The sequence below is a fragment of the Roseicella frigidaeris genome (assembly GCF_003258945.1).
Taxonomy (GTDB): Bacteria; Pseudomonadota; Alphaproteobacteria; order Acetobacterales; family Acetobacteraceae; genus Paracraurococcus; species Paracraurococcus frigidaeris.
This window is the reverse complement of record NZ_QLIX01000019.1, coordinates 31,887-54,772: the sequence shown is the minus strand read 5'-3', so window position 1 is coordinate 54,772 and position 22,886 is coordinate 31,887. Positions and strand designations below refer to the sequence as shown.

24 protein-coding genes and 1 pseudogene are annotated in these 22,886 nt (G+C 71.2%); 21 read left to right on the top strand and 4 right to left on the bottom strand.

Annotated features, from left to right (window positions below; translation table 11 throughout):
• Positions 1 to 87 precede the first annotated feature (87 nt).
• Positions 88 to 561 carry a GtrA family protein gene (locus DOO78_RS19800; RefSeq protein WP_165838991.1) on the bottom strand — a complete coding sequence of 158 codons (474 nt, stop codon included), beginning with the start codon at positions 559 to 561 and terminating at the stop codon, positions 88 to 90.
• A gap of 168 nt (positions 562 to 729) precedes the next feature.
• Between DOO78_RS19800 and DOO78_RS19795 the strand changes: the two genes are divergently transcribed.
• The 16 genes and pseudogenes from DOO78_RS19795 to DOO78_RS19720 all read left to right on the top strand — a co-directional run bounded on the left by DOO78_RS19795 (position 730) and on the right by DOO78_RS19720 (position 19,262).
• Positions 730 to 2,319, top strand: coding sequence for an ABC transporter substrate-binding protein (locus DOO78_RS19795; RefSeq protein ID WP_111471601.1), 1,590 nt, complete (start codon positions 730 to 732; stop codon positions 2,317 to 2,319).
• Positions 2,320 to 2,462: 143 nt separating this feature from the next.
• Positions 2,463 to 4,058 (top strand): ABC transporter substrate-binding protein, encoded by a 1,596-nt coding sequence (locus DOO78_RS19790; RefSeq protein WP_111471600.1) that lies wholly within the window; start codon positions 2,463 to 2,465, stop codon positions 4,056 to 4,058.
• 23 nt (positions 4,059 to 4,081) lie between these two features.
• Complete coding sequence (locus DOO78_RS19785) at positions 4,082 to 5,662, top strand: ABC transporter substrate-binding protein (protein ID WP_111471599.1); 1,581 nt, start codon at positions 4,082 to 4,084, stop codon at positions 5,660 to 5,662.
• Complete coding sequence (locus DOO78_RS19780) at positions 5,659 to 7,236, top strand: ABC transporter substrate-binding protein (protein WP_111471598.1); 1,578 nt, start codon at positions 5,659 to 5,661, stop codon at positions 7,234 to 7,236. Before DOO78_RS19785 ends, DOO78_RS19780 begins: the two co-directional genes overlap by 4 nt.
• 3 nt (positions 7,237 to 7,239) lie before the next feature.
• Positions 7,240 to 7,593: pseudogene (locus tag DOO78_RS28245) on the top strand (ABC transporter substrate-binding protein); the annotation flags it as partial.
• A gap of 43 nt (positions 7,594 to 7,636) precedes the next feature.
• The gene (locus DOO78_RS28240; protein WP_111471596.1) at positions 7,637 to 8,185 is read left to right on the top strand and encodes a periplasmic substrate-binding domain-containing protein; all 549 of its coding nucleotides are present in this window, start codon (positions 7,637 to 7,639) and stop codon (positions 8,183 to 8,185) included.
• Positions 8,186 to 8,366: 181 nt separating this feature from the next.
• Positions 8,367 to 9,968, top strand: a complete 1,602-nt coding sequence (locus tag DOO78_RS19765; protein WP_111471595.1) for an ABC transporter substrate-binding protein — start codon at positions 8,367 to 8,369, stop codon at positions 9,966 to 9,968.
• Between the two features lie 19 nt (positions 9,969 to 9,987).
• Positions 9,988 to 10,929: an ABC transporter permease gene (locus tag DOO78_RS19760; protein WP_111471594.1), complete on the top strand. Its 942-nt coding sequence runs from the start codon at positions 9,988 to 9,990 to the stop codon at positions 10,927 to 10,929.
• A complete protein-coding gene (locus tag DOO78_RS19755) occupies positions 10,929 to 11,861 on the top strand; it encodes an ABC transporter permease (RefSeq protein WP_111471593.1) in 933 nt (310 codons plus the stop codon). Before DOO78_RS19760 ends, DOO78_RS19755 begins: the two co-directional genes overlap by 1 nt.
• Before the next feature lie 3 nt (positions 11,862 to 11,864).
• Complete coding sequence (locus DOO78_RS19750; protein ID WP_111471592.1) at positions 11,865 to 12,857, top strand: ABC transporter ATP-binding protein; 993 nt, start codon at positions 11,865 to 11,867, stop codon at positions 12,855 to 12,857.
• On the top strand, positions 12,854 to 13,894 hold the full coding sequence (locus DOO78_RS19745; protein ID WP_111471591.1) for an ABC transporter ATP-binding protein: 1,041 nt from the start codon (positions 12,854 to 12,856) through the stop codon (positions 13,892 to 13,894). The genes DOO78_RS19750 and DOO78_RS19745 overlap by 4 nt, the downstream gene beginning before the upstream one ends.
• A gap of 13 nt (positions 13,895 to 13,907) precedes the next feature.
• Positions 13,908 to 14,225 carry a hypothetical protein gene (locus DOO78_RS19740; protein WP_111471590.1) on the top strand — a complete coding sequence of 106 codons (318 nt, stop codon included), beginning with the start codon at positions 13,908 to 13,910 and terminating at the stop codon, positions 14,223 to 14,225.
• A 124-nt stretch (positions 14,226 to 14,349) separates the two neighbouring features.
• A complete protein-coding gene (locus DOO78_RS19735) occupies positions 14,350 to 14,853 on the top strand; it encodes a (2Fe-2S)-binding protein (RefSeq protein WP_111471589.1) in 504 nt (167 codons plus the stop codon).
• Between the two features lie 115 nt (positions 14,854 to 14,968).
• A complete protein-coding gene (locus DOO78_RS19730; protein WP_111471588.1) occupies positions 14,969 to 17,353 on the top strand; it encodes a xanthine dehydrogenase family protein molybdopterin-binding subunit in 2,385 nt (794 codons plus the stop codon).
• 95 nt (positions 17,354 to 17,448) lie between these two features.
• Positions 17,449 to 18,243, top strand: a complete 795-nt coding sequence (locus DOO78_RS19725) for an FAD binding domain-containing protein (protein WP_111471587.1) — start codon at positions 17,449 to 17,451, stop codon at positions 18,241 to 18,243.
• Positions 18,244 to 18,281: 38 nt separating this feature from the next.
• Complete coding sequence (locus tag DOO78_RS19720) at positions 18,282 to 19,262, top strand: Bug family tripartite tricarboxylate transporter substrate binding protein (protein WP_111471586.1); 981 nt, start codon at positions 18,282 to 18,284, stop codon at positions 19,260 to 19,262.
• A 16-nt stretch (positions 19,263 to 19,278) separates the two neighbouring features.
• Here the strand turns inward: DOO78_RS19720 and fliP are convergent, their stop codons facing one another.
• The 3 genes from fliP to DOO78_RS19705 are packed head-to-tail and all read right to left on the bottom strand — an operon-like array spanning position 19,279 to position 20,555.
• Positions 19,279 to 20,019 carry a flagellar type III secretion system pore protein FliP gene (gene fliP, locus DOO78_RS19715; protein WP_111471585.1) on the bottom strand — a complete coding sequence of 247 codons (741 nt, stop codon included), beginning with the start codon at positions 20,017 to 20,019 and terminating at the stop codon, positions 19,279 to 19,281.
• Positions 20,016 to 20,276 carry a flagellar biosynthetic protein FliO gene (locus DOO78_RS19710; RefSeq protein ID WP_243634630.1) on the bottom strand — a complete coding sequence of 87 codons (261 nt, stop codon included), beginning with the start codon at positions 20,274 to 20,276 and terminating at the stop codon, positions 20,016 to 20,018. Before DOO78_RS19710 ends, fliP begins: the two co-directional genes overlap by 4 nt.
• Positions 20,277 to 20,309: 33 nt before the next feature.
• Complete coding sequence (locus DOO78_RS19705; RefSeq protein ID WP_111471584.1) at positions 20,310 to 20,555, bottom strand: hypothetical protein; 246 nt, start codon at positions 20,553 to 20,555, stop codon at positions 20,310 to 20,312.
• A 181-nt stretch (positions 20,556 to 20,736) separates the two neighbouring features.
• On the opposite strand from DOO78_RS19705, the gene flgB reads away from it, so the two are divergent.
• The 5 genes from flgB to DOO78_RS19680 are packed head-to-tail and all read left to right on the top strand — an operon-like array spanning position 20,737 to position 22,883.
• Positions 20,737 to 21,129 (top strand): flagellar basal body rod protein FlgB, encoded by a 393-nt coding sequence (gene flgB / locus DOO78_RS19700; protein WP_111471583.1) that lies wholly within the window; start codon positions 20,737 to 20,739, stop codon positions 21,127 to 21,129.
• Between the two features lie 13 nt (positions 21,130 to 21,142).
• Positions 21,143 to 21,550, top strand: coding sequence for a flagellar basal body rod protein FlgC (gene flgC, locus DOO78_RS19695; RefSeq protein ID WP_111471582.1), 408 nt, complete (start codon positions 21,143 to 21,145; stop codon positions 21,548 to 21,550).
• A complete protein-coding gene (locus tag DOO78_RS19690) occupies positions 21,550 to 21,846 on the top strand; it encodes a flagellar hook-basal body complex protein FliE (protein WP_111471581.1) in 297 nt (98 codons plus the stop codon). The genes flgC and DOO78_RS19690 overlap by 1 nt, the downstream gene beginning before the upstream one ends.
• A gap of 3 nt (positions 21,847 to 21,849) precedes the next feature.
• A complete protein-coding gene (locus DOO78_RS19685; RefSeq protein ID WP_111471580.1) occupies positions 21,850 to 22,125 on the top strand; it encodes a flagellar biosynthetic protein FliQ in 276 nt (91 codons plus the stop codon).
• Entirely contained in the window at positions 22,122 to 22,883 is a 762-nt protein-coding gene (locus DOO78_RS19680) for a flagellar biosynthetic protein FliR (protein WP_243634627.1), read from the top strand. Before DOO78_RS19685 ends, DOO78_RS19680 begins: the two co-directional genes overlap by 4 nt.
• Positions 22,884 to 22,886: the final 3 nt, after the last annotated feature.

Here is a 22,886-nt window from a genome sequence, read left to right as displayed (position 1 = left end):
TTGGTCGCCCGGGCGGGGCGGCGGTTCGGCCATGGTGCTAGGGCATCACCATGGCGGAAGCGGGGCGACCCGGCGCGGTGCCGCGGCTCAGCTCCGGGCCGGGGCGAGCGATGCCGGGGCCGCGCGGAAGACGAGCCGCCGCGAGAGCACGAAATTGCCGGCCATCCCGGCCAGCGATCCCGCGGCGACGCCGAGCACCGGATGCGCCGCAACCAGGGGGAGGCTGGCGAGCAGCGCGGCATAGGTGCCGTAATTCGCCGCGAAGCCGACCAGGTTGACCAGCAGGAACAGCGCCCATTGCCGCAGGGGCGCGGCGCGCGGCGCGGCGCGGAAGGTCCAGGCGCGGTTGAGGGCGAAGGTGGTGGTGGCGGCGGCGAGGTAGGACAGCACCCGCCCAAGCCAGGGCCCGAGGCCGAGCCACAGCCCGCCATACAGCACCGTGGCATCGACGAGGAAACCGACCACCCCGACGATGCCGAAGCGCAGCAGCGCCCGGAGCAGCGACAGATGCGCCCGGCCGGCGGCCGCGAGGCGGGCGAGGTGGTGGCGCCCGAGGGTCATGGCGCGGGACTCGATCCAGGCATGCCGGGGGGCGATAGTCCGCCGCCTGCCCGAGGTCCAGACAAAGCCCTGCCAGCGCCGCCCGGCTGGCCCGGCCCGCGGACCCCCTTGCACCGGCGCGACGATCGGGCTTGCCTTACCGCGGCTTCACCTGACGGGAATGGGATCATGGATCGTCGCAGCTTCCTCCTCGGCACGGCCGGGGCGGCCGCCCTGCCGCTCGCCGCGCCGGCGCTGGCCCAGCCCGCCGGGGCGCGGGTGATGAAATTCATCCCGCAGGGCGATGTCGCGGTGATCGACCCCATCGTCACCACCGCCTATGTCACGCGCAACCACGGCTTCGTCATCTACGACACGCTCTACGGCATGGATGCGGCCTACAAGCCGCAACCGCAGATGGCCGAGGGCCATACGGTCGAGGAGGAGGGCCGCCGCGTCACCATCACCCTGCGGCCGGGGCTCAAATTCCATGACGGCGCGCCGGTGCTGGCGAAGGATGCGGTGGCCAGCATCAAGCGCTGGTGGCAGCGCGACGCCATGGGACAGGCCCTCGCCGCGGCGACCGAGGAGCTCGTGGCGGCCGACGACCGCCGGCTGACCTTCCGCCTGAAGAAGCCCTTCGCGCTGCTCTTCGATGCGCTGGCCAAGCCCGGCAGCCCGGTCTGCTTCATCATGCCCGAGCGCATCGCGCAGACCGACGCCAACACGCCGATCAAGGAGAATATCGGCTCCGGCCCCTTCCGCTTCAAAGGCGATGAGCGCGTGCCCGGCAGCCTCGTGGTTTATGAGCGCAACCCGGACTACCTGCCGCGCGAGGGCGGCAGCGTCGAATGGACCGCCGGGCCGAAGCGGGCGAATTTCGACCGCGTCGAATGGCATGTGATCCCGGACGCCTCGACCGCCGCCGGCGCGCTGCAATCCGGCGAGATGGACTGGTGGGAGCAGCCGACCGCCGACCTGCTGCCGCTGCTCAAGCGCAACCGCAACATCAAGGTCGAGGCCTATGACCCGACTGGGCTGATGGCGCTCTGCCGCTTCAACCACCTGCATCCGCCCTTCAACAACCCCGGCATCCGCCGCGCCCTGCTCGGCGCCACCAACCAGGCGGACTACATGACGGCGGTGATCGGCACCGATCCCAGCATGTGGCGCGACAATGTCGGCTTCTTCCCGCCCGGCACGCCCTTCGCCTCCGATGCCGGGATGGCGCCGCTGCAGGGGAAGCGCGACTACGAGCAGGTCAAGCGCGACCTCGCCGCCGCCGGCTACAAGGGCGAGAAGGTGGTGCTGCTCTGCGCCTCCGACTTCCCCTCGCTCAACGCGCTCGGGCAGGTCTGCCTCGACATGCTGCAGAAGTCGGGCATGAATGTCGACTTCGTCGCCACCGACTGGGGCAGCGTCGTCACCCGTCGCGCCAACCGCAACCCGCCCGACCAGGGCGGCTGGAGCATCTTCCTCACCTTCTTCACCGGGCTCGACTTCTTCACCCCGGCCGGGCATCTCGGCCTGCGCGGCAACGGGCAGAATGCCTGGTTCGGCTGGCCGACCATGCCGAAGGTCGAGGCGCTGCGGGGCGAATGGCTCGACGCCCCGAACCTCGGCGAGCAGCAGCGGCTCGCCCGCGCGATCCAGGAGGAGGGCATGCGCGAGGTGCCCTACATCCCGACCGGCCAGTATTTCCAGCCCTGGAGCTACCGGACCAACATCAGCGGCGTGCTGAACGGCCTGCCGATGTTCTGGAACGTGAAGAAGGGCTGAGCCGGCGGGGCGGCGCGCCAGGGCGGCGCGTCGCCCGGCAATGATCCGGATAGGGGAAAGGCGCGGCGCGCCGCCTGGAACGGCGGCGCGCCGCATGGTCTAGTGCGCCGCACGGACCAGGTGACGAAGGCGGAGGCCGGGCAATGCAGCGACGCGATCTTTTCATCGGCGGCGCCGGGCTGGCGCTGGGCGGCGTCCTCGCGGCGCCGGCCCTGGCGCAGCCGGCGGCGGCCAGGCTGCTGAAATTCATCCCGCAATCGGATCTCGGCATCCTCGACCCGCACATCACCACCGCCTATGTCACCCGCCACCACGGCTTCATGGTCTTCGACACGCTCTACGGCATGGATGCGGAGTTCCGCGTCACGCCGCAGATGGCCGAGGGCCATGTGGTCGAGGAGGACGGGCTGCGCTGGACGATCACGCTGCGGCCCGGGCTGCAATTCCACGACGGCTCGCCGGTGCGGGCGCAGGATTGCGTCGCCTCGATCCGCCGCTGGGCGGGGCGGCATCCGCTCGGGCAGGAGCTGAACGCGCGGCTGGCCGAGATGACCGCGGCCGACGACCGCCGCATCGTCTTCCGCCTCAAGCGCCCCTACGCCATGCTGGCCGAGGCGCTGGGCAGCCTGGTGACGCCCTGCTGCTTCATCATGCCCGAGCGGCTGGCGAAGACCGATGCCACGAAGCCGGTCTCCGAGATGATCGGGAGCGGCCCCTTCCGCTTCAAGGCGGATGAGCGGATCCAGGGCAGCCGCTTCGTCTATGAGCGCTTCGCCGAGTACCGCCCGCGCGAGCAGGGCACGCCGAGCTGGACCGCCGGGCCGAAGCGGGTGAACCTCGACCGGGTCGAGTGGATCGTGACGCCGGATGCGGCAACCGCTGGCGCGGCGCTGCAGAGCGGCGAGACGGATTGGTGGGAGGTGCCGACCTCGGACCTGCTGCCCGTGCTGCAGGCCAACCGCAACATCCGCATCGACAACCCGAACCCGACCGGGCTGGTCGGCTGGGGCCGCTTCAACCACTTGCATCCGCCCTTCGACAATCCGGGCATCCGCCGGGCGCTGATGGGGGCGGTGAGCCAGGAGGACTACATGGTGGCGGTGACCGGCACCGATCGCAGCCTCTGGCGCGAGGGCGTCGGCTTCTTCCCGCCGGAGACGCCGCTGGCGAGCGATGCCGGGCTGGAGGTGCTGAAGGGCCCGCGCGACTTCGACAAGGTGAAGCGCGAGATCGCCGCCGCCGGCTACAAGGGCGAGAAGGTGGTGCTGCTCGCCGCGACCGATTTCCCGACGCTGAACGCGCTCGGCCAGGTGGGCAACGACATGCTCCGCCGCTGCGGCATGAATGTCGAGTTCGTCGCCATGGACTGGGCCAGCGTCGTCGCCCGCCGCGCCAGCCGCGAGCCGCCGGAGAAGGGTGGCTGGAGCATGTTCTTCACCTTCTGGACCGGGCTCGACGTCATCAATCCCGGCGTCAACCAGCCGATCCGCGGCAATGGCAAGGATGGCTGGTGGGGCTGGTCGAGCTCGGAGCGGCTGGAGGCGCTGCGGCAGCGCTGGTTCGACGCGCCCGACCTCGCCGCCCAGAAAGCCCTGGCACGCGAGATGCAACTCGCGGCCTTCGAGGAAGCGCCGACCCTGCCGCTCGGCCAGTATTTCCAGGCCACGGCCTATCGGCGCAGCCTCAGCGACGTGCCGAAGGGCATGCCGCTCTTCTGGAGCGTGAAGAAAGCCGCCTGAAGCCGGGCGGGGCGGAGTGGGCGATGCAACGACGCGATTTCCTGGCCGGCGCGGCTGCGGCCGCTGCCCTGCCACGCCTGGCCATTGGCCAGCCCGCGGGCAGCAGCGTGCTGAAATTCGTGCCACAGGCCAACCTGACCAGCCTGGACCCGATCTGGACCACGGCCAATGTCACCCGCAACCATGCCTGGCTCGTCTACGACGTGCTCTACGGCATGGATGCGCAGTTCCGGCCGCAACCGCAGATGGCGGCCGGCCAGGTCTTCGAGGATGACGACCGGCTCTGCACCATCACGCTGCGCGAGGGGCTGCGCTTCCATGACGGCGCGCCGGTGCGGGCGGCGGATTGCGTCGCCTCGCTCCGGCGCTGGATGAAGCGCAGCAGCATCGGCCAGAAGCTGGAACCGGCGATCGAGGAGCTCTCGGCGCTCGACGACCGGCGCCTCCGGTTCCGGCTGAAGCGGCGCTTCCCGATGCTGCTGCAGGCGCTGGCGACGCCCTCCAACCCGGCCGCCTTCATCATGCCGGAGCGCATCGCCCGCACCGATCCCTATCAGCAGATCCAGGAGACGGTGGGCAGCGGGCCCTTCCGCTTCCTGGCGCGGGAATACAATTCCGGCAGCTTCGTCGCCTATCAGCGCAACCCGGACTACGTGCCGGTCAGCAGCGGCGAGCCGAGCCTGACGGCCGGGCCGAAGCGGGCGCATTTCGACCGCATCGAGTGGCACATCATCGTCGATGCAGCGACCGCCTCGGCGGCGCTGCAGGCCGGCGAGATCGACTGGTACGAGCAACCGCCGCCGGAGATCCAGCAGCTCTTCCGCCGCAACCGGCAGATCACCGTCGAGCCGATCGACCGGCTGCGCAACCCGGCGATCCTGCGCTTCAACCACCTGCACCCGCCCTTCAACGACAAGAAGATGCGCCAGGCCCTGCTGCCGGCGATCGACCAGGCGGACTACATGACGGCGATCGTCGGGCCCGATCCGGCGCTCTTCGCCCCCATGGGCGTCTTCACCCCGGATACGCCGCTGGCCAACGATGCCGGGATGGGGGCGCTGACCGGGCCGCGCAGCATCGACCGCGCCAAGGCGCTGCTGAAGGAGGCGGGCTACACCGATCAGCTCATCCGCCTGATCGGCCCGACCGACATCCTGGCGCCGGCGGCGATGACCCAGGTGGCGGGCGACATGTTCCGCCGGCTTGGCGTCAACCTCGATTTCGTGCTGACCGACTGGGGCAGCGTCATCCAGCGCCGGGCCAGCCGCGAGCCGGTGGAGAAGGGCGGCTGGAGCGTCTTCCTCACCGCCTTCGCCTCCTTCGAATTCGCCGATCCCGCCGGCAATTTCCCGCTGCGCGGCAACGGCACCGGCGCCTGGTTCGGCTGGCCGACCATGCCGCGGCTGGAGGAATTGCGCGATGCCTGGTTCGAGGCGCCCGACCTTGAGGCGCAGCAGCGCATCGCCCGCGACATCCAGCGCACCGCGCTGGACGAGCTGCCCTATATCCCGGTCGGCTCCTACACCTCGCTCACCTCGCTGCGGCGCGACCTGACAGGGCGGGTGCCAGGCTTCGCCCTGTTCTGGAACCTGCGGCGGGCATGATCGCGCGCCGCACGCTGCTCGCCGCCGGCGCCGCGCTGCCGGCGGCGCCGGCCTTCTCGCAAAGCTCTGCCCGCGTGCTGCGCTTCGTGCCGCAGGCCGATCTCGGTGGGCTGGATCCTGTCGCGGTCACCTCCAACGTCATCCGCAACCACGGCTACATGGTCTACGACACGCTCTACGGCGTGGACCTGGCCTTCCGGGTGCATCCGCAAATGGCAGCCGGCCATCTCGAGGAGGAGGAGGGCCGCAGCGTCACCATCACCCTGCGCGAGGGGCTGCGCTTCCATGACGGCGCGCCGGTGCGGGCCGAGGACTGCGTCGTCTCGCTGCGCCGCTGGATGGCGCGCAGCGCCATGGGCCAGGCGCTGGCGGCGCGCACCGAGGAACTCGCCGCGCTCGACGACAGGCGCTTCCGCTTCCGACTGCGCGCGCGCTTCCCGCTGCTGATCGAGGCGCTGGCGATGCCGGCCAATCCGCAGCCCTTCATCATGCCGGCGCGCATCGCCGCGACCGATCCCTTCCAGCAGATCCGCGACCCGACCGGCAGCGGCCCCTTCCGCTTCCGCATGGACGAGTTCCGCCAGGGCAGCCGCGCGGTCTGGGACCGCAACGCCGACTACGTGCCGACGCCCGCCGGCGGCAGCGGCCTCACCGCCGGGCCGAAGCTGGTGCATTTCGACCGCGTCGAATGGTCGATCATCCCCGATGCCGGCACCGCCGCCGCGGCGCTGAGCGCGGGCGAGGTGGACTGGCTGGAGCAGATGCCGGCCGAGATCCAGACCCTGCTCGGCCGCAACCGCGGCCTGCTGCTCGAGCCGATCGACCCGCTGCCGCTGCCCGGGCAGTTCCGCTTCAACCACCGCCAGCCGCCCTTCGACAACCCGGCGATCCGCCGCGCCCTCCTGCCGGCGATCAGCCAGGAGGATTTCATGACCGCGATCGTCGGCCCCGAGCCGACGAAATACGAGACGGGCGTCGGCTTCTTCACCCCCGGCGGCCCCTTCGCCAACGATGCCGGGCTGGCGCCGCTGACCGGGCCACGCAGCATCGCCGCGGCGCGACAGGCGCTGAAGGAGGCGGGCTATCGCGGCGAGAGGGTGCGTCTGCTCGGCACCACCGACATCGTCTCCACCACCGCCCAGGCGCAGGTGGCGGCCGATCTGCTGCGGCAGCTCGACATCAATCTCGAGGTGGTGCTGACCGACTGGGGCACGCTGGCGCAGCGGCGGATGAATCGCGGACCGCTCGATCAGGGCGGCTGGTCCATCGCCTGCTTCGCCTCCTCCGGCATGGATTTCATCAATCCCGTCACCCATGCGCAGCTCCGCGCCGATGGCGACAAGGCGGCGCCGGGCTGGCCCGACCTGCCGGAGGTGGAGCGGCTGCGCGCCGCCTGGCTGGATGCGCCGGACCTGCCGGCGCGCCGGGAACTGGCGCGGCGGATCCAGGTCGCGGCGATGCAGGGGCTGCCCTACATCCCGACGGGCGCCTATTATTCGATCACCGCCCATCGCCGCACGCTGGTCGACCGGGTGAAGGGCTTCGCCATCTTCTGGGGCATCCGGAGGGCCTGAGCCATGCGCCGTCGCGGCCTGTTGCAGGCGCCTTTCGCCTTGGGCCTGACGGCGCCCGCGCTCGCCGCGACGCCGGGAGCAGGCCGGCTGCGCGTCGTGCCGCAGGCCAACCTCACCAGCCTCGACCCGGTCTGGACCACCGCCGTCGTCACCCGCAACCACGCCTTCATGGTCTACGACCAGATCTGCGCCCAGGACGCGCAAGGCACGATCCGGCCGCAGATGGCCGAGGGCTGGGTGGTGGAGGCGGATGGCCTCGCCTGGACCTTCACCCTGCGCGAGGGCTTGCGCTTCCATGACGGCGAGCCGGTGCGGGCGCGGGACTGCGCCGCGAGCATCCGGCGCTGGGCGCGGCGCGTTCGCCTGCCACGGCCCGCTGGCGAACGAGGCCGGCAGCGAGGTGCTGAAGACGCACAGCCTCGACCGGGCCCGGGCGGCGCTGCGCGCGGCCGGCTATGCCAATGAGAAGGTCGTGCTCGTCGCGCCCGGCGACTATCCGCAAATCAACGCCCTCTCGCTCGTCACCGCCGACCTGTTGCAGCGCATGGGGATGAATTTCGAGCTCGTCTCGACCGATTGGGGCACGCTGGTGCAGCGCCGGACGAGCCGCGAGCCGGTGGAGCGGGGCGGCTGGAGCCTGATTCACACCACCGCCTCCGGCCAGTCCCTCAGCCTGCCGGTGTTCCACCTGTTCCTGCGGACGAATGGCGATGCCGCCTGGTTCGGCTGGCCGAAGGATGCCGAGATCGAGCGGCTGCGGGCCGCCTGGGTGGAGGCGCCGGATCTGGCGGTGCAACGCCAGGTGGCGGAGGCGCTGAACCGTCGGGCGATGGAGATGCTGCCCTATATCCCGCTCGGTTTCTACTGGCAGCCTTCCGCCTGGAATCGCCGGGTCACCGGTGCCTTCCGCGCGCCCGTGACGGTCTTCTGGGGCATGCGCAAGGACTGATGGCAGCGGGCCTGCCACGATTGCTGGCATGGCGCGTGCAAGTCTGCCCTCCCGAGAGCGAGCCGGCTGTCGCCGGGCCGGGGCGGCGGGCGATGGATGCTGGCGCCCTGCCTAAGCCTGAGGCAGGCTGGTTCGAAACCGGGCGCAGCGGGAGTGCCCGGGCCGGAACTGGGAGACGACAATGGACCGCAGGACCTTCCTGAAGACCGGCGTTGCGGCCGGCGGCGCCGGCCTGCTCGGTGGTCTGCCGGCGCCGGCGCTGTCCCAGGGCGCGGCGTCCCGGACCCTGCGCTTCGTGCCGCAGGCCAACCTGGCGAATTTCGACCCGATCTGGGGCACGCAATATGTCGTCCGCAACGCCGCGGCGATGGTCTGGGACACGCTCTACGGCTTCGACGAGGAGCTGCGACCGCAGCGGCAGATGGTGGAATCCGAGGCGGTCTCGGCCGATGGCCTGACCTGGACCTTCCGGCTGCGCGAGGGGCTGAAATTCCACGATGGCAGCCCGGTCCTGGCGAAGGACGCGGTGGCGAGCCTCACCCGCTGGTCGGCGCGCGACCCGATGGGGCTGATGCTGAAGGCGCTGCAGCAAGAGTTGGTCGCGGTCGACGACCGCAGCTTCCGCTGGGTGCTGAAGAAGCCCTATCCGAAGATGCTGATGGCGCTCGGCAAGAACTCCACGCCGATGGCCTTCATCATGCCGGAGCGCATCGCCCGGACCGATCCCTTCCAGCAGATCAACGAGTATGTCGGCTCCGGCCCCATGCGCTTCCTGCGCAACGAGTGGGTGCCGGGCGCCAAGGCGGTGTTCGAGCGATTCGCCGACTACCAGCCGCGGCAGGAGAAGGCGAGCTGGCTCGCCGGCGGCAAGGCGGTGCAGATCGAGCGCGTCGAATGGGTCATCATGCCGGATCCCGCGACCGCCGCCGCGGCCTTGCAGAACGGCGAGATCGACTGGTGGGAGAACCCGATCACCGATCTGGTGCCGACGCTCAAGCGCAACCGCAACATCCGCGCCGACATCGCCGACCCGCTCGGCAATATCGGCACCTTCCGCATGAACCACCTGACCACGCCCTTCAATTCGCTGAAGGCGCGGCAGGCGGTGATGGTGGCCCTGTCGCAGGAAGACTACATGCGCGCCCTGGTGGGCGATGACGACAAGCTGTGGAAGCCGCTGCCCGGCTATTTCACGCCCGGCACTCCGCTCTACACCGAGGAGGGCGGCGAGGTCCTGAAGGGACCGCGCAATTTCGACCTCGCCAAGCGCCTGCTGGCCGAGAGCGGCTACAAGGGCGAGCCGGTGCCCTGCATCGTCGCGCAGGACCAGCCGATCACCAAGTCGCAGGGCGACGTGACGGCCGACCTGCTGAAGCGCATCGGCTTCAACGTCGATTTCGTCGCCACGGACTGGGGCACCACCGGCCAGCGCCGCGCCATGAAGAACCCGGTGGGCCAGGGCGGCTGGAGCATGTTCCACTCCTGGCATGCCGGCGCCGACTGCATCAACCCGGCCGTCTACACCGCCATCCGCGCCAGCGGCGACGGCGCCTGGTTCGGCTGGCCGAAGGTGCCGGAGGTGGAGGCGGAGGTGACGAACTGGTTCGACGCCACCGACCTCGATGGCGAGAAGGCGGCGATCCGGCGCCTGAACAAGGCGGCGATCGAGAACGTCGTCTACGCACCGACCGGCTTCTTCCTGTCCTACCAGGCCTGGCGCTCCAATCTCTCCGGCATCCAGAAGGGGCCGTTGCCCATCTTCTGGGGCGTGACGAAATCCTGACGGATCGGTACACCGCAGCATGTTCGCCTATGTGATCCGCCGCGTCCTGCAGACCATCCCGGTGATGGCGCTGGTCGCCCTCTTCGTCTTCTCCCTCCTCTACATCTCGCCCGGCGACCCGGCGGCGGTGATCGCCGGCGACCAGGCGACTCCGCAGGACGTGGAGCGCATCCGCGCCTCGCTCGGCCTCGACCGGCCCTACCTCGTGCGCTTCGGCACCTGGCTCTGGGCCATCCTGCATGGCGACATGGGGACCTCGATCTTCACCAACCTGCCGGTCACCACCATGATCGCGCAGCGGATCGAGCCGACCCTGTCGCTGATGGCGCTGACGCTGGTGCTCGCCATCTGCATCGCCGTGCCGATGGGCGTGGTCGCGGCCTGGAAGCAGGGCACGCTGATCGACCGCGCGGTGATGGGCTTCGCGGTGCTCGGCTTCTCGGTGCCGGTCTTCGTCGTCGGCTACCTGCTCGCCTATGTCTTCGCGCTCGAGCTCGACTGGCTGCCGGTGCAGGGCTACACCTCGCTCAGCAACGGCGTCCTGCCCTGGCTCGAGAACCTGGTGCTGCCGGCGATCGCGCTCGGCGGCGTCTACATCGCGCTGATCGCCCGCATCACCCGCGCCACCATGCTCGAGGTGCTGCAGCAGGACTACATCCGCACCGCGCGCGCCAAAGGGGCAGGGCAGGGCAGCATCCTGTTCGTGCATGCGCTGAAGAACGCCGCGGTGCCCATCGTCACCGTCATCGGCATCGGCATCGCGCTGCTGATCGGCGGCGCGGTGGTGACCGAGAGCGTCTTCGCCATCCCCGGCCTCGGCCGCCTCACGGTGGATGCCATCCTGCGGCGCGACTATCCGGTGATCCAGGGCGTCGTGCTGCTCTTCAGCTTCGTCTATGTGCTGGTCAATCTGCTGATCGACCTCGCCTATACCCTCTTCGATCCGAGGATCCGCTACTGATGGCCTCCGCGAGCGTCCTCTCCCCCATCGAGGCCGCGCCGCCCTCGGGCGTCGCCGCCGCCGCGCCGCTGCCGGACGTGCTGCCGCCGGTGAAGCCGAAGAAGGGCTTCATCGGCTTCGTCCGACGCAACCCGACCATGGCCTTCGGCGCCGCGCTGCTGCTGCTGATGGTGCTGGTCGCCATCTTCGCGCCGCTGCTCGGGACCGTCGACCCGACGGCGCTGGCGCCGGCGAAGCGGACGCGCGAGCCCTCGGCGCTCTACTGGTTCGGCACCGACATGCTGGGCCGGGACGTCTATTCCCGCGTGCTCTACGGCGCCCGGGTCTCGCTGATCGTCGGCTTCTCGGTCGCCATCCTCGCCTCCGTCGCCGGCATGGCGATCGGCATGGTCTCGGGTTATGTCCGCCTGCTCGACAGCGTCATCATGCGGGTGATGGACGGGCTGATGTCGATCCCGCCGATCCTGCTGGCCATCGCCCTGATGGCGCTGACCCGCGGCTCGGTGCAGAACGTCATCATTGCCATCACCATCGCCGAGATCCCGCGCGTCTCGCGCCTGGTGCGCGGCGTGGTGCTGTCGCTGCGCGAGCAGCCCTATGTCGAGGCGGCGGTCGCCGCCGGCACCCGGACGCCGGCGATCATCCTGCGCCACATCCTGCCCAACACCCTGGCGCCGATCACCGTGCAGGCCACCTATATCTGCGCCGCGGCGATGATCACCGAGGCCATCCTCTCCTTCATCGGCGCCGGCACGCCGCCGATCATCCCCTCCTGGGGCAACATCATGGCCGAGGGGCGGGCGCTCTGGCAGGTCAAGCCCTACATCGTCTTCTTCCCCGCCGTCTTCCTCTCCATCACCGTCCTCGCCGTGAACCTCCTCGGCGATGGCCTGCGCGATGCGCTCGATCCGCGCATGGCCAAGAGGCTCTGATCCATGGCGCTCCTCGAAGTCGAGAACCTGCAGACCCATTTCCGCACGCCGGACGGGATCAACCGCGCCGTCGACGGCGTCACCTTCCACGTCAATGCCGGCGAGACGGTGGCGATCGTCGGCGAGAGCGGCTGCGGCAAGTCGGTCACCTCCATGTCGATCCTGCGGCTCATCCCCGAGCCGCCGGGCAAGATCGCCGGCGCCATCCGCTTCCAGGGCCGCGACCTGCTGACCCTCTCCGACCGCGAGATGCGCGCCATCCGCGGCAACGAGATCAGCATGATCTTCCAGGAGCCGATGACCAGCCTGAACCCGGTGCTGACCGTGGGGCGGCAGATCGGCGAGACGCTGCGCCTGCACCAGGGCCTCTCGGCCCGGCAGGCGGAGGAGAAGGCGGTGGAGATGCTGACGCTCGTCGGCATCCCGGAGCCGCGGCGGCGGGTGCGGGAATACCCGCACCAGCTCTCGGGCGGCATGCGGCAGCGGGTGATGATCGCCATCGCGCTGGCCTGCAACCCGAAGCTGCTGATCGCCGACGAGCCGACCACCGCGCTCGACGTCACCATCCAGGCGCAGATCCTCGAGCTGATGCGCGACCTGAAGCGGCGCGTCGGCGCGGCGATCGTGCTCATCACCCATGACCTCGGCGTGGTCGCCGAGGTCGCCGAGCGCGTCATCGTCATGTATGCCGGGCGGAAGGTGGAGGAGGCGGCGGTCGGCCCGCTCTTCAACCACCCGAAGCACCCCTACACCCAGGGGCTGCTCGGCTCCATGCCGAAGCTCGGCTCCTCGCTGCATGGCGACGAGGGGCGGCTGGCCGAGATCCCCGGCCTGGTGCCGAGCCTGAAGCAGAAGATCCCGGGCTGCGTCTTCGCCGGCCGCTGCCCGCAGGTCACCGATCTCTGCCACAAGGTGGCGCCGGCCCTCGAGGAGAAGGCGCCCGGCCATGTCGCCGCCTGCCACTACGCCCTGAAAGACGAGGCCCTCGCGGCATGAGCGCAGCCCTTCTCGACGTCACCGACCTCAAGAAGCACTACCCGCTGAAGGGCGGGCTGCTCGGCGGCACCACGGGCTATGTCTACGCGGTGGATGGCGTCTCCTTCCAGATCGCCCGCGCCGAGACCCTCTCGCTGGTCGGCGAAAGCGGCTGCGGCAAGTCCACGGTCGGCAAGGCGGTGCTGCGCCTCTTCGACATCACCTCGGGCCAGGTGGTGCTGGACGGCAAGCGGATCGACGACCTCTCGACCGGCGCGCTGCGGGCGGTGCGCCGGCGCGTGCAGGTGGTGTTCCAGGACCCCTTCTCCTCGCTCAACCCGCGGATGCGGGTGCGCGACATCCTGGCCGAGCCGATCCGCAATTTCGGCCTGGCGAAGGACGGCCGGGATCTCGAGGCGCGGGTCGCGGCGCTGATGGACAAGGTGCGCCTGCCGCGCGACGCGGTGAACCGCTGGCCGCACGAGTTCAGCGGCGGCCAGCGCCAGCGCATCGGCATCGCCCGGGCCCTGGCGGCGGAGCCCGACCTCATCGTCTGCGACGAGGCGGTCTCGGCCCTCGACGTCTCGGTCAAGGCGCAGATCGTCAACCTGCTGCAGGACCTGCAGCAGGAGCTCGGCCTGGCGCTGCTCTTCATCTCGCACGACCTCGCCATCGTCGAGCACATGACGCACCGGGTCGCCGTCATGTATCTCGGCAAGATCGTCGAGGTGGCGCCGAAGCGGAGCCTCTTCGCGGCGCCGAAGCATCCCTATACCGAGGCGCTGCTCTCCGCCGTGCCGGTGCCGATGCCCGGCAAGGCGCGGGAGCGGATCCTGCTCAAGGGCGACGTGCCGAGCCCCATCAACCCGCCCAAGGGCTGCCGCTTCCACACCCGCTGCCCCTACGCCTTCGACCGCTGCCGGGCCGAGGAGCCGCGGCTCAACCATGTGGCGACGGCGCTCGATCCCGGCCATGTCGCCGCCTGCCACCTGCACGACCTCCCGGCCGCGGAGAACCCGCTGGCGGTGGCCAAGGGCGCGGCGCTGGTTGCCGCCTGAGGCGGGTCCTGCCATGCCAGGGCCGGTGCTGCTGGAGGTCAGGGAGCGCCGCGGCCGGGTGGGCCGGGTGGTGCGGGGGACCTTCTGGACCTTCCAGGCGCTGATGCTGCTGGGCAGCCTCGGCACCTGCGCCGCGGTCGGTCCCTTCCTGTCGCGGCCGGACCCGGAGGTCGCCCTGGGCGCCGGCATGTTCGGCGCCATGGCGCTCGGCACGATCTGGCTGCTGTGGCCGCTCGGCACCCTGGTGCTGGGCGTGCTGCTGCTTCTCACCCGCGGCCGCAAGCGGCTGATCGAGGCGCCGCCGCCGGGCGCCGCCGGGCCGCGGCCCTGATCCCCCCGCCGGGCGGGCGTCCCGGGCCGGTCTTCACGGTGCCAGCGCTTGACGGAAGCCCGGGCCGGGGCAACCTTTGAGACGATACGCGGCCGGTCGGCCGCTGGAATCGGGGAGGTGCGGGATGCCGCAAGTCACACTGACCGTGAATGGGGCCTCCCATACGGTCGAGGTCGAGGGCCGGACCCTGCTGGTCGAGCTCTTGCGGGAGAAGCTGCGCCTGACCGGCACGCATGTGGGCTGCGACACCAGCCAGTGCGGGGCCTGCGTCGTGCATGTGAACGGCGACAGCGTGAAGTCCTGCACCCTGCTCGCGCTGCAGGCCGACGGCGCCGAGATCACGACGATCGAGGGCCTGGCCAAGCCGGACGGCACGCTGCACCCGATGCAGGAGGCGTTCCGGGAGTATCACGCGCTGCAATGCGGGTTCTGCACCCCCGGCATGGTCATGTCGGCCATCGACCTGGTGCAGAAGCACCCGCAGGGGCTCTCCGAGAAGGAGATCCGCGAGGGGCTGGAAGGCAATCTCTGCCGCTGCACCGGCTACCACAACATCGTCAAGGCGATCGCCGCGGCGCAGGACGTGATGCACGGCCGCCGCGCCGAGCTCGCGCCCGCCGCCGAATAGGCCTCGCGGCGCGCCCGGCGCGCCGGGCCCGTCCGCGGAGTGACTGACGGGAGTGTCCGACCGCGCGGGCTGGCACCGCCGGCGAGGCAGTCCTGCTGCGTTGGGAGGCGTGGCGATGACGGTGGTGACGCCCTTCGAGGGCATCGGGGCAAGCGTGAAGCGCAAGGAGGATCTGCGCTTCCTCTCCGGCCGCGGCCGGTACACGGACGACATCAACCGTCCGGGGCAGGCCTATGCCCATATCCTGCGCAGCCCGCATGCGCATGCCGCGATCCGGGGGATCGACCTCGCGGCGGCGCGGGCCATGCCCGGGGTGGTGGCGGTCTTCACCGGCGCCGACATGGTGGGCCTAGGCGGCCTGCCCTGCGGCTGGCAGATCCACAACAAGGACGGCTCGCCCATGGCCGAGCCGCCGCATCCGGTGCTCGCCCAGGGCAAGGTGCGCTTCGTCGGCGATGCCGTCGCGGTGGTGATCGCCTCGACCCGGGCGGCGGCGCGCGACGCGGCGGAGGCGATCGAGGTCGAGTACGAGGTCCTGCCCGCGGTCGCCACCATGGAGGCGGCGCTCGCCCCCGGCGCGCCCGCGGTGCATGACGGCGTCGCCGGCAATCTCTGCTACGACTGGCATATCGGCGACCCGGCGGTGAACGCCGCGGCCTTCCAGGGCGCGCACAAGGTCGTCGAGTTCGAGCTGGTCAACAACCGGCTGGTGCCGAACGCCATGGAGCCGCGCGCGGCGATCGGCGATTTCGACCCGACGACCGGTGACTACACCCTCTACACCACCAGCCAGAACCCGCATGTCATCCGGCTGCTGATGGGCGCCTTCGTCCTGCAGCTGCCCGAGCACAAGCTGCGGGTGGTGGCGCCCGATGTCGGCGGCGGCTTCGGCAGCAAGATCTTCCATTATGCCGAGGAGGCGATCGTCACCTGGGCGGCCGGCAAGATCGCCCGGCCGGTGAAATGGACCGCCGACCGCAGCGAGAGCTTCATCACCGACGCGCATGGCCGCGACCACGTGACGAAGGCGCGGCTCGCCCTCGATGCCGAGGGGCGGTTCCTGGCGCTGCACGTGCAGACGCTGGCCAATATGGGCGCCTATCTCTCCACCTTCTCGACCAGCGTGCCGACCTATCTCTACGCGACGCTGCTGGCCGGCGTGTACACCACGCCGACCGTCTATGCCGAGGTGAAGGCGGTCTTCACCAACACCGTGCCGGTCGATGCCTATCGTGGCGCCGGGCGGCCGGAGGCGACCTTCCTGCTCGAGCGGCTGGTCGATGTCGCGGCGCGCGAGATGGGCATGGACCGCATCGAGATCCGCCGGCGCAACTTCATCCCGAACGACGCCTTCCCCTACCAGACGCCGGTCGCGCTGCAATACGACAGCGGCGACTACGTGGCGACGCTGGAGGAGGCGCTGAAGGTCGCGGACTGGGCCGGGTTCGAGCAGCGCCGGCAGGCGGCGAAGGCAGCCGGGAAGCTGCGCGGCATCGGCATCTCCACCTATCTCGAGGCCTGCGGCATCGCCCCCTCGGCGGTGGTCGGTGCGCTCGGCGCCCGCGCCGGGCTCTACGAGGTGGGCACGATCCGGGTGCACCCGACCGGCAGCGTCACGGTGCTGACCGGCACCCACAGCCACGGCCAGGGGCATGAGACGACGCTGGCCCAGCTGGTGACGGACCGGCTCGGCGTGCCGCTGGCGCAGGTCGACATCGTCCATGGCGACACGGCGAAGATCCCCTTCGGCATGGGCACCTATGGCTCGCGCAGCCTCGCCGTCGGCGGCAGCGCCATGGTGAAGGCGATGGACAAGATCGTCGCCAAGGCGCGGCGGATCGCGGCGCACCTGATGGAGGCCTCGGTCGAGGACGTCGAGTTCGACCGCGGCACCTTCCGCGTCGCCGGCACCGACAAGACGAAAAGCTGGGGCGAGATCTGCCTGACCGCCTATGTGCCGCACAACTACCCGATCGAGGAGATCGAGCCCGGCCTCGACGAGACCGCCTTCTACGACCCGAAGAACTTCACCTATCCCGGCGGCTGCCATATCTGCGAGATCGAGATCGATCCCGATACCTGCCAGGTGGCGGTGGTGAACTTCACCGCCGTCGACGATGTCGGACGGGTCATCAACCCGATGATCGTCGAGGGCCAGGTGCAGGGCGGCGTCGCCCAGGGCATCGGCCAGGCGCTGCTCGAGACCGCGGTCTATGACGAGAACGGCCAGCTGCTCTCGGCCAGCTTCATGGACTACCAGATGCCGCGGGCGAACGACCTGCCGCCGGTCAGCGTCGCCACCCACACCACGCTCTGCACCCACAACCCGCTCGGGGTGAAGGGCTGCGGCGAGGTGGGGGCCATCGGCTCGCCGCCCGCGGTCATCAACGCCGTGGTCGATGCGCTGCGCGACTACGATGTCCGCCATATCGAGATGCCGGCGACGCCGGCCAAGATCTGGGGCATCATCCATGCCGGCCAGAGGCTGGCGGCGGAGTAGGAGATCACCCGCCCGGTCGCCGGAGGGAGGCGCGGCGGCGCGCCGGCCTCCCGGAGGTGCGGACCGGGCGGCCCGTGCGAGGAGGAGCCTTTCCCATGTATGATTTCGCCTATCACAAGCCCACCACCGTCGCGGATGCCGTCAAGATCCTCTCGGCCGATCCGGAGGCGCGGCCGATCTCCGGCGGCCAGACCCTGCTGCCGGCGCTCAAGCACCGGCTCAACAAGCCGACCGCGGTGGTCGACCTCTCCGGCATCGCCGAGCTGAAGGGCATCCGGCGCGAGGGCGACAGGCTCGTCATCGGCGCGCTCGCCAAGCATGGCGAGGTGGCGAACAGCCCCGAGGTCAAGGCGGCGATCCCGGCGCTGGCCCAGATGGCCTCCACCATCGGCGACACCCAGGTGCGCAACCGCGGCACCATCGGCGGCAGCGTCTCGAACAACGACCCGGCCGCCGACTACCCGGCGGCGGTGCTCGGCCTCGATGCGACGGTCGTCACCGACAAGCGCCGCATCGCGGCCGACGACTTCTTCCAGGGCATGTTCACCACGGCGCTGGAGCCGGGCGAGCTGCTGGTGGCGATCGAGTTCCCGATCCCCGAGAAGGCCGGCTACGCCAAGATGCGCAACCCGGCCAGCCGCTACGTCATGGCCGGCGTCTTCGTCGCCAGGACCAAATCCGGCACGCGCGTCGTCGTCAACGGCGCCGGCCCGGGCGTCTTCCGCCAGGCGGAGATGGAGACGGCGCTCGCGGCCAACTGGTCGGCGGATGCGGTGGCCGGCGTCAAGCAGTCGCCCGACGGGCTGAACGGCGACATCCACGGCAGCGCCGAATACCGCGCGCATCTGGTCACCGTCATGGCGAAGCGGGCGGTGGCGAACGCGGGCTGAGGCGGGCCGGAGGCAGGGCGGGGGGCGGCCCGGTGGCGATGCGCCGGCGCCCGATGCTGCTCGGCGGGGCCGCGCTCGCCCTGCCGGCGCTCGCGCGCGCCCAATCAGGCAATCAGGCGGACTGGCCGCAGCGGCCGGTCCGCATGGTCATCCCCTATCCGCCGGGCGGGGCGAGCGACATCATCGCCCGCCTCCTCGCCCCGCAGCTGACCGAATCCCTCGGCCAGACCCTGGTGGTGGAGAACCGGCCGGGCGCCAACGGCTTCATCGCCGCCGAGCTGGTCGCCCGCAGCGCGCCCGATGGCTACACCCTGCTGATGGGCAATGCCGGGCCGAACGGCATGGGGCCGGCGCTCTATGGCAGCCGCACCCCCTTCGACGCGATGCACGACTTCGCCCCGGTCATGGCGGTCTCCATCGTGCCGCAGATCATGGCGGTGCATCCCTCGGTGCCGGTGCGGGACATGCCGGGCTTCCTTGCTTATGCCCGGGCGCAGGATGGGCGGATGAGCTACGGCTCGGCCGGCGTCGGCTCGGCCGGCCACATGGCGATGGAGCTGCTGAAGAGCCTCACCGACATCCAGCTCACGCATGTGCCCTATCGCGGCAGCGCGCCCTCGACGGCGGATCTCATCGCCGGGGTGATCCCGGTGAATTTCGACACCGTCCCGGTCCTGCTGCCGCATGTGCGGGCCGGCCGGGTGCGCGGCATCGCCGTCTCCTCGCTCCAGCGGGTGCCCGAGGCGCCGGAGCTCGCCGCCATCGCCGAGACCGTGCCGGGCTTCGAGACCGTGAGCTGGGGCGGCGTCCTGGCCCCGGCCGGCACGCCGGCGCCGATCATCGCCCGGCTGAATGCCGCGCTGCAGCTCGCCATGGCGCGCCCCGAGGTCGGCGGCGCCCTGGCACGCCAGGGCATCCAGCCGCAGAGCGGCTCGCCGGCCGCCTTCGGGGCCTATCTGGCGGCCGAGATCACCAAATGGACCGGCGTGGTGCAGCGGATGGGCCTGACGCCGGACTGAGCGGCGGCCGTCGCCGTCAGGGGCCGAAGCCCTGCACCAGGCTGCCCGCCACCAGCCGCCAGCCATCGATCAGCACGAAGAAGATCAGCTTGAAGGGCAGCGCCACGACGTTCGGTGGCAGCATCATCATGCCGAGCGACATCAGCAGGCTGGCCACCACCATGTCGAGCACGAGGAAGGGCAGGAAGAGCAGGAAGCCGATCTCGAAGGCGCGCTTCAGCTCGCTCACCAGGAAGGCCGGCAGCAGCGCCCGCCAGGGGATCTGATCCGCCGCCGCGCCCTCGGGCACCGGCGGCAGCCTGGCGAGGTCGAGGAAGAGCGAGAGATCGGGCTCCGTCACCTGCCCGGCCATGAAGCGGCGGAAGGGCTCGGCCGCGGCGGCGAGGCCGTCGAGCTCGCCGATGCGGCCTTCCATCAGCGGCTGGAGGCCGCCGGTCCAGCTCTGGTCCAGCACCGGCTGCATGACGAAGAGGGTGAGGAACAGGGCGAGCCCGATCAGCACCGGGTTGGGCGGCACGCCCTGCGCGCCGATGGCGCTGCGCAGCAGCGAGAGCACGATGACGATGCGGGTGAAGGCCGTCGCCATCACCAGCAGGGAGGGGGCGAGGGAGAGCAGGCCGACCAGCGCCGTGAGCTGCACCAGGCGCGAGGTGGCGCCCGGCTGCCCAGCGGCGCCGAGGTCGATGGCGACGCTCTGGGCCGCCGCGGGCAATGCCAGGGCGCAGAGCGGCAGCGCGATCCAGCCGAGCCGCCTCATCGGGCGCCGGGCCCCGGCAGCCAGCCGATGACGGCATCCTGGCTGCCGCCGGTCAGCAGCAGCAGCTCCCGCCCGTCGCAGCGCACCAGCAGGAGGCGGCGACGGGGGTCGAGGGCCAGCGACTCCGCGAGGGCGAGGCGATGGCCGGGGCGGCTCCGCCGGCGGCCGCGCAGCGCCCGCGTCGCCAGCCAGAGCGGGACGACCAGCACGGCGAGGGCGCCGCCCGCACGCAGCATCAGGTCGGTATCGGGGATCACGCCGTGGCCTCCTGCCGCGGTGGGGGTGGATGCTCAGCCCGGCTGCAGGGCGCAGCGCAGCCCGTCGATCTCGGCGACCAGGGAGAGCAGGGCGGGCAGCATCGTCCGGCCCTGCTCGCGCGGCAGCAGGCTGATGGCGGCGCAGAGCGCGGCCGCGCCGCCATCGAGCCCGACGAGATCGACCTGACGGCCGGAATCGACCAGGGCGCGGGCCATGGCGAGGGTGCCGCGCATCGACTCGATGGCGGTGAGGGTGGGGACGGCTTCGGGCATGCTCATGCCGGCAGCTTTTGCCGGGAAGGGTTAAGAACTCCCCCCACACACCCGCTGCGCGGCTTTGCGGGGACCCCATGGAATCCCCTCCTGCGCAGGGAGCATCACCGCCAGCCGCGGCGGGGCCATGGCCAGCGCCGCGCCCGGGTTTACCGAATCTTCGCCTGGCGCCGGCGAGGATCGCGGCATGGACCCGTCGCAGAGCCCGACCCTCGACCTCGCCGAACGCCGGCTCGCCTGGCTCGATGCCCGGCAGCGCGTGCTGGCGCAGAACATCGCCAATGCCGACACGCCGGGCTACCGCCCGCGCGACCTGCCGGATTTCGCGCGGCTGCTGGCCCGCCAGGGCGGCGCCGGGGTGGACATGGCCCGCACCGATGCCCGCCATCTCGGCAAGGCGGGAACGGACCGGGCAGTGGCGGACCGGCACCTGGCCGAGGTGGCGCCGAACGGCAACGCCGTCTCGCTCGATGTCGAGGCGATGCGGGTCGCCGATACCGACAATGCCCATGCGCTGGCCATCGGCCTGCACCGGCGCTGGCTCGGCCTGTTCCGCACCGCCCTCGGCCGCGGGCAATAGGAGCTGACCCGGCATGGATCTCGAACGGGCGTTGCGCATCTCCGCTGCCGGCATGGCGGCGCAATCCACCCGGCTGCGGGTGGTGGCGGAGAACCTCGCCAACCAGGACAGCACCGGCGAGGCGCCGGGGGCCGATCCCTACCGGCGCCGGACGGTCACCTTCGGCAGCCATCTCGACCGCGCCCTCGGCGCCGAGACGGTGGAGGTGCGGCGCATCGGCACCGCGCCCGGCGATTTCCCGGAGGTGCACGATCCGGGGCATCCCGCCGCCGACGCACGCGGCTACGTCAAGCGGCCGAATGTCGACAGCATGGTCGAGATGATGGACATGCGGGAGGCGCAGCGCAGCTACAGCGCCAACCTCTCGGTGCTCGAGGTCACGCGCGGCATGCTGACCCGCACCATCGAGGCGCTGCGCTGATGCCGGCCGCGCTCGCGCCGGCGCAGGCGGCCGCCGCCTATCGCAGCGTGCAGGCGCAGGCCGGCGGCGGGGAGGGGGCGGGCAGCTTCGGCGAGACGTTGCGCCGCGCCGCCGAGGGGGCCGTCGAGGTCGGCCACGCCGCTGATGCCGCCAGCACCCAGGCGCTGCTCGGCCAGGGCAGCGTCACCGAGGTCGTCCTCGCCGTGTCGCGGGCCGAGCTGGCGCTGCAGACCGCGACGACGCTGCGCGACAAGGTGGTCTCCGCCTACCAGGACGTCATGCGGATGCCGATCTAGCCGATGGAGAGCGACCCGACCGCGCTGGCGCTGCGCGAGGCGCTGTGGCTGGCGCTGCACCTGGCCTGGCCGCCCCTGCTGGCGATGCTCGGCATTGGCCTCGTGGTCTCGGTGCTGCAGGCGATGACGCAGATCCAGGAGCAGACCCTCGCCTTCCTGCCGAAGCTCGCCGCCATGGCGGTGGTGCTGATGCTGCTCGCGCCGCGCATGACGCTGGCGGTGCAGGGCTATGCCGGCCAGCTCTTCGAGCGGATGGTCGAGCTCGGGACGATGCGGTGAGCGAGGCGCTGCCGCTTCTCGCCTTCCAGGCCATGCTGGTGCTCGCGCGCATCGGCGGGGCAGTGATGCTGCTGCCGGGCCTCGGCGCCGCCGAGGTGCCGGCGACGATCCGTCTCGCCCTCGTCCTCGGCCTGACCGCGCTGGTCCTGCCGCTGGCGCAGCCGGCGCTGCCGCCGATGACCGAGGCGGTGCCGGCGCTGCTGCGCCTGCTGGCGATCGAGACGGTGATCGGCCTCTGGCTCGGCCTGCTGGCGCGGCTGCTGGAGCTGGCGCTCTCCCAGGCCGGGCAGGTGATGGCGCTGATGGTCGGGCTGGCCAGTCCCTTGCAGGGCGACATCGCCTTCGGCGCGCAGGGCACCGTGCTCTCCCGCTTCTTCGGCCTCGCCGCGACGGTCCTCGTCCTCTCGACCGGCCTCTACGCCCTGCCGCTGCGGGCGCTGGCCGAGAGCTACGCGGTGCTGCCGGCGGGCGGCGGCCTGCCGGTGCCGGCCCAGGCCGCGAGCCTGGCGCAGGCGGTGGCGGACAGCCTCTCCCTGGCGTTGCGCCTGGCGGCGCCCCTGGTCCTGGCGAACATCCTCGGGCAGTTCGCGCTCGGCCTGCTGGCGCGGCTGGCGCCGCAGATCCAGGTCTTCGCCCTGGCCGCGCCCGGCCAGATCCTCGGCGGCCTGCTGCTGCTGGCGATGCTGCTGCCGGCCCTGCTCGCGGCCTGGCTGGCCGCCATCCGGGACGGGCTGGCCTCGCTGCCGGGGCTGCCCTGAGCC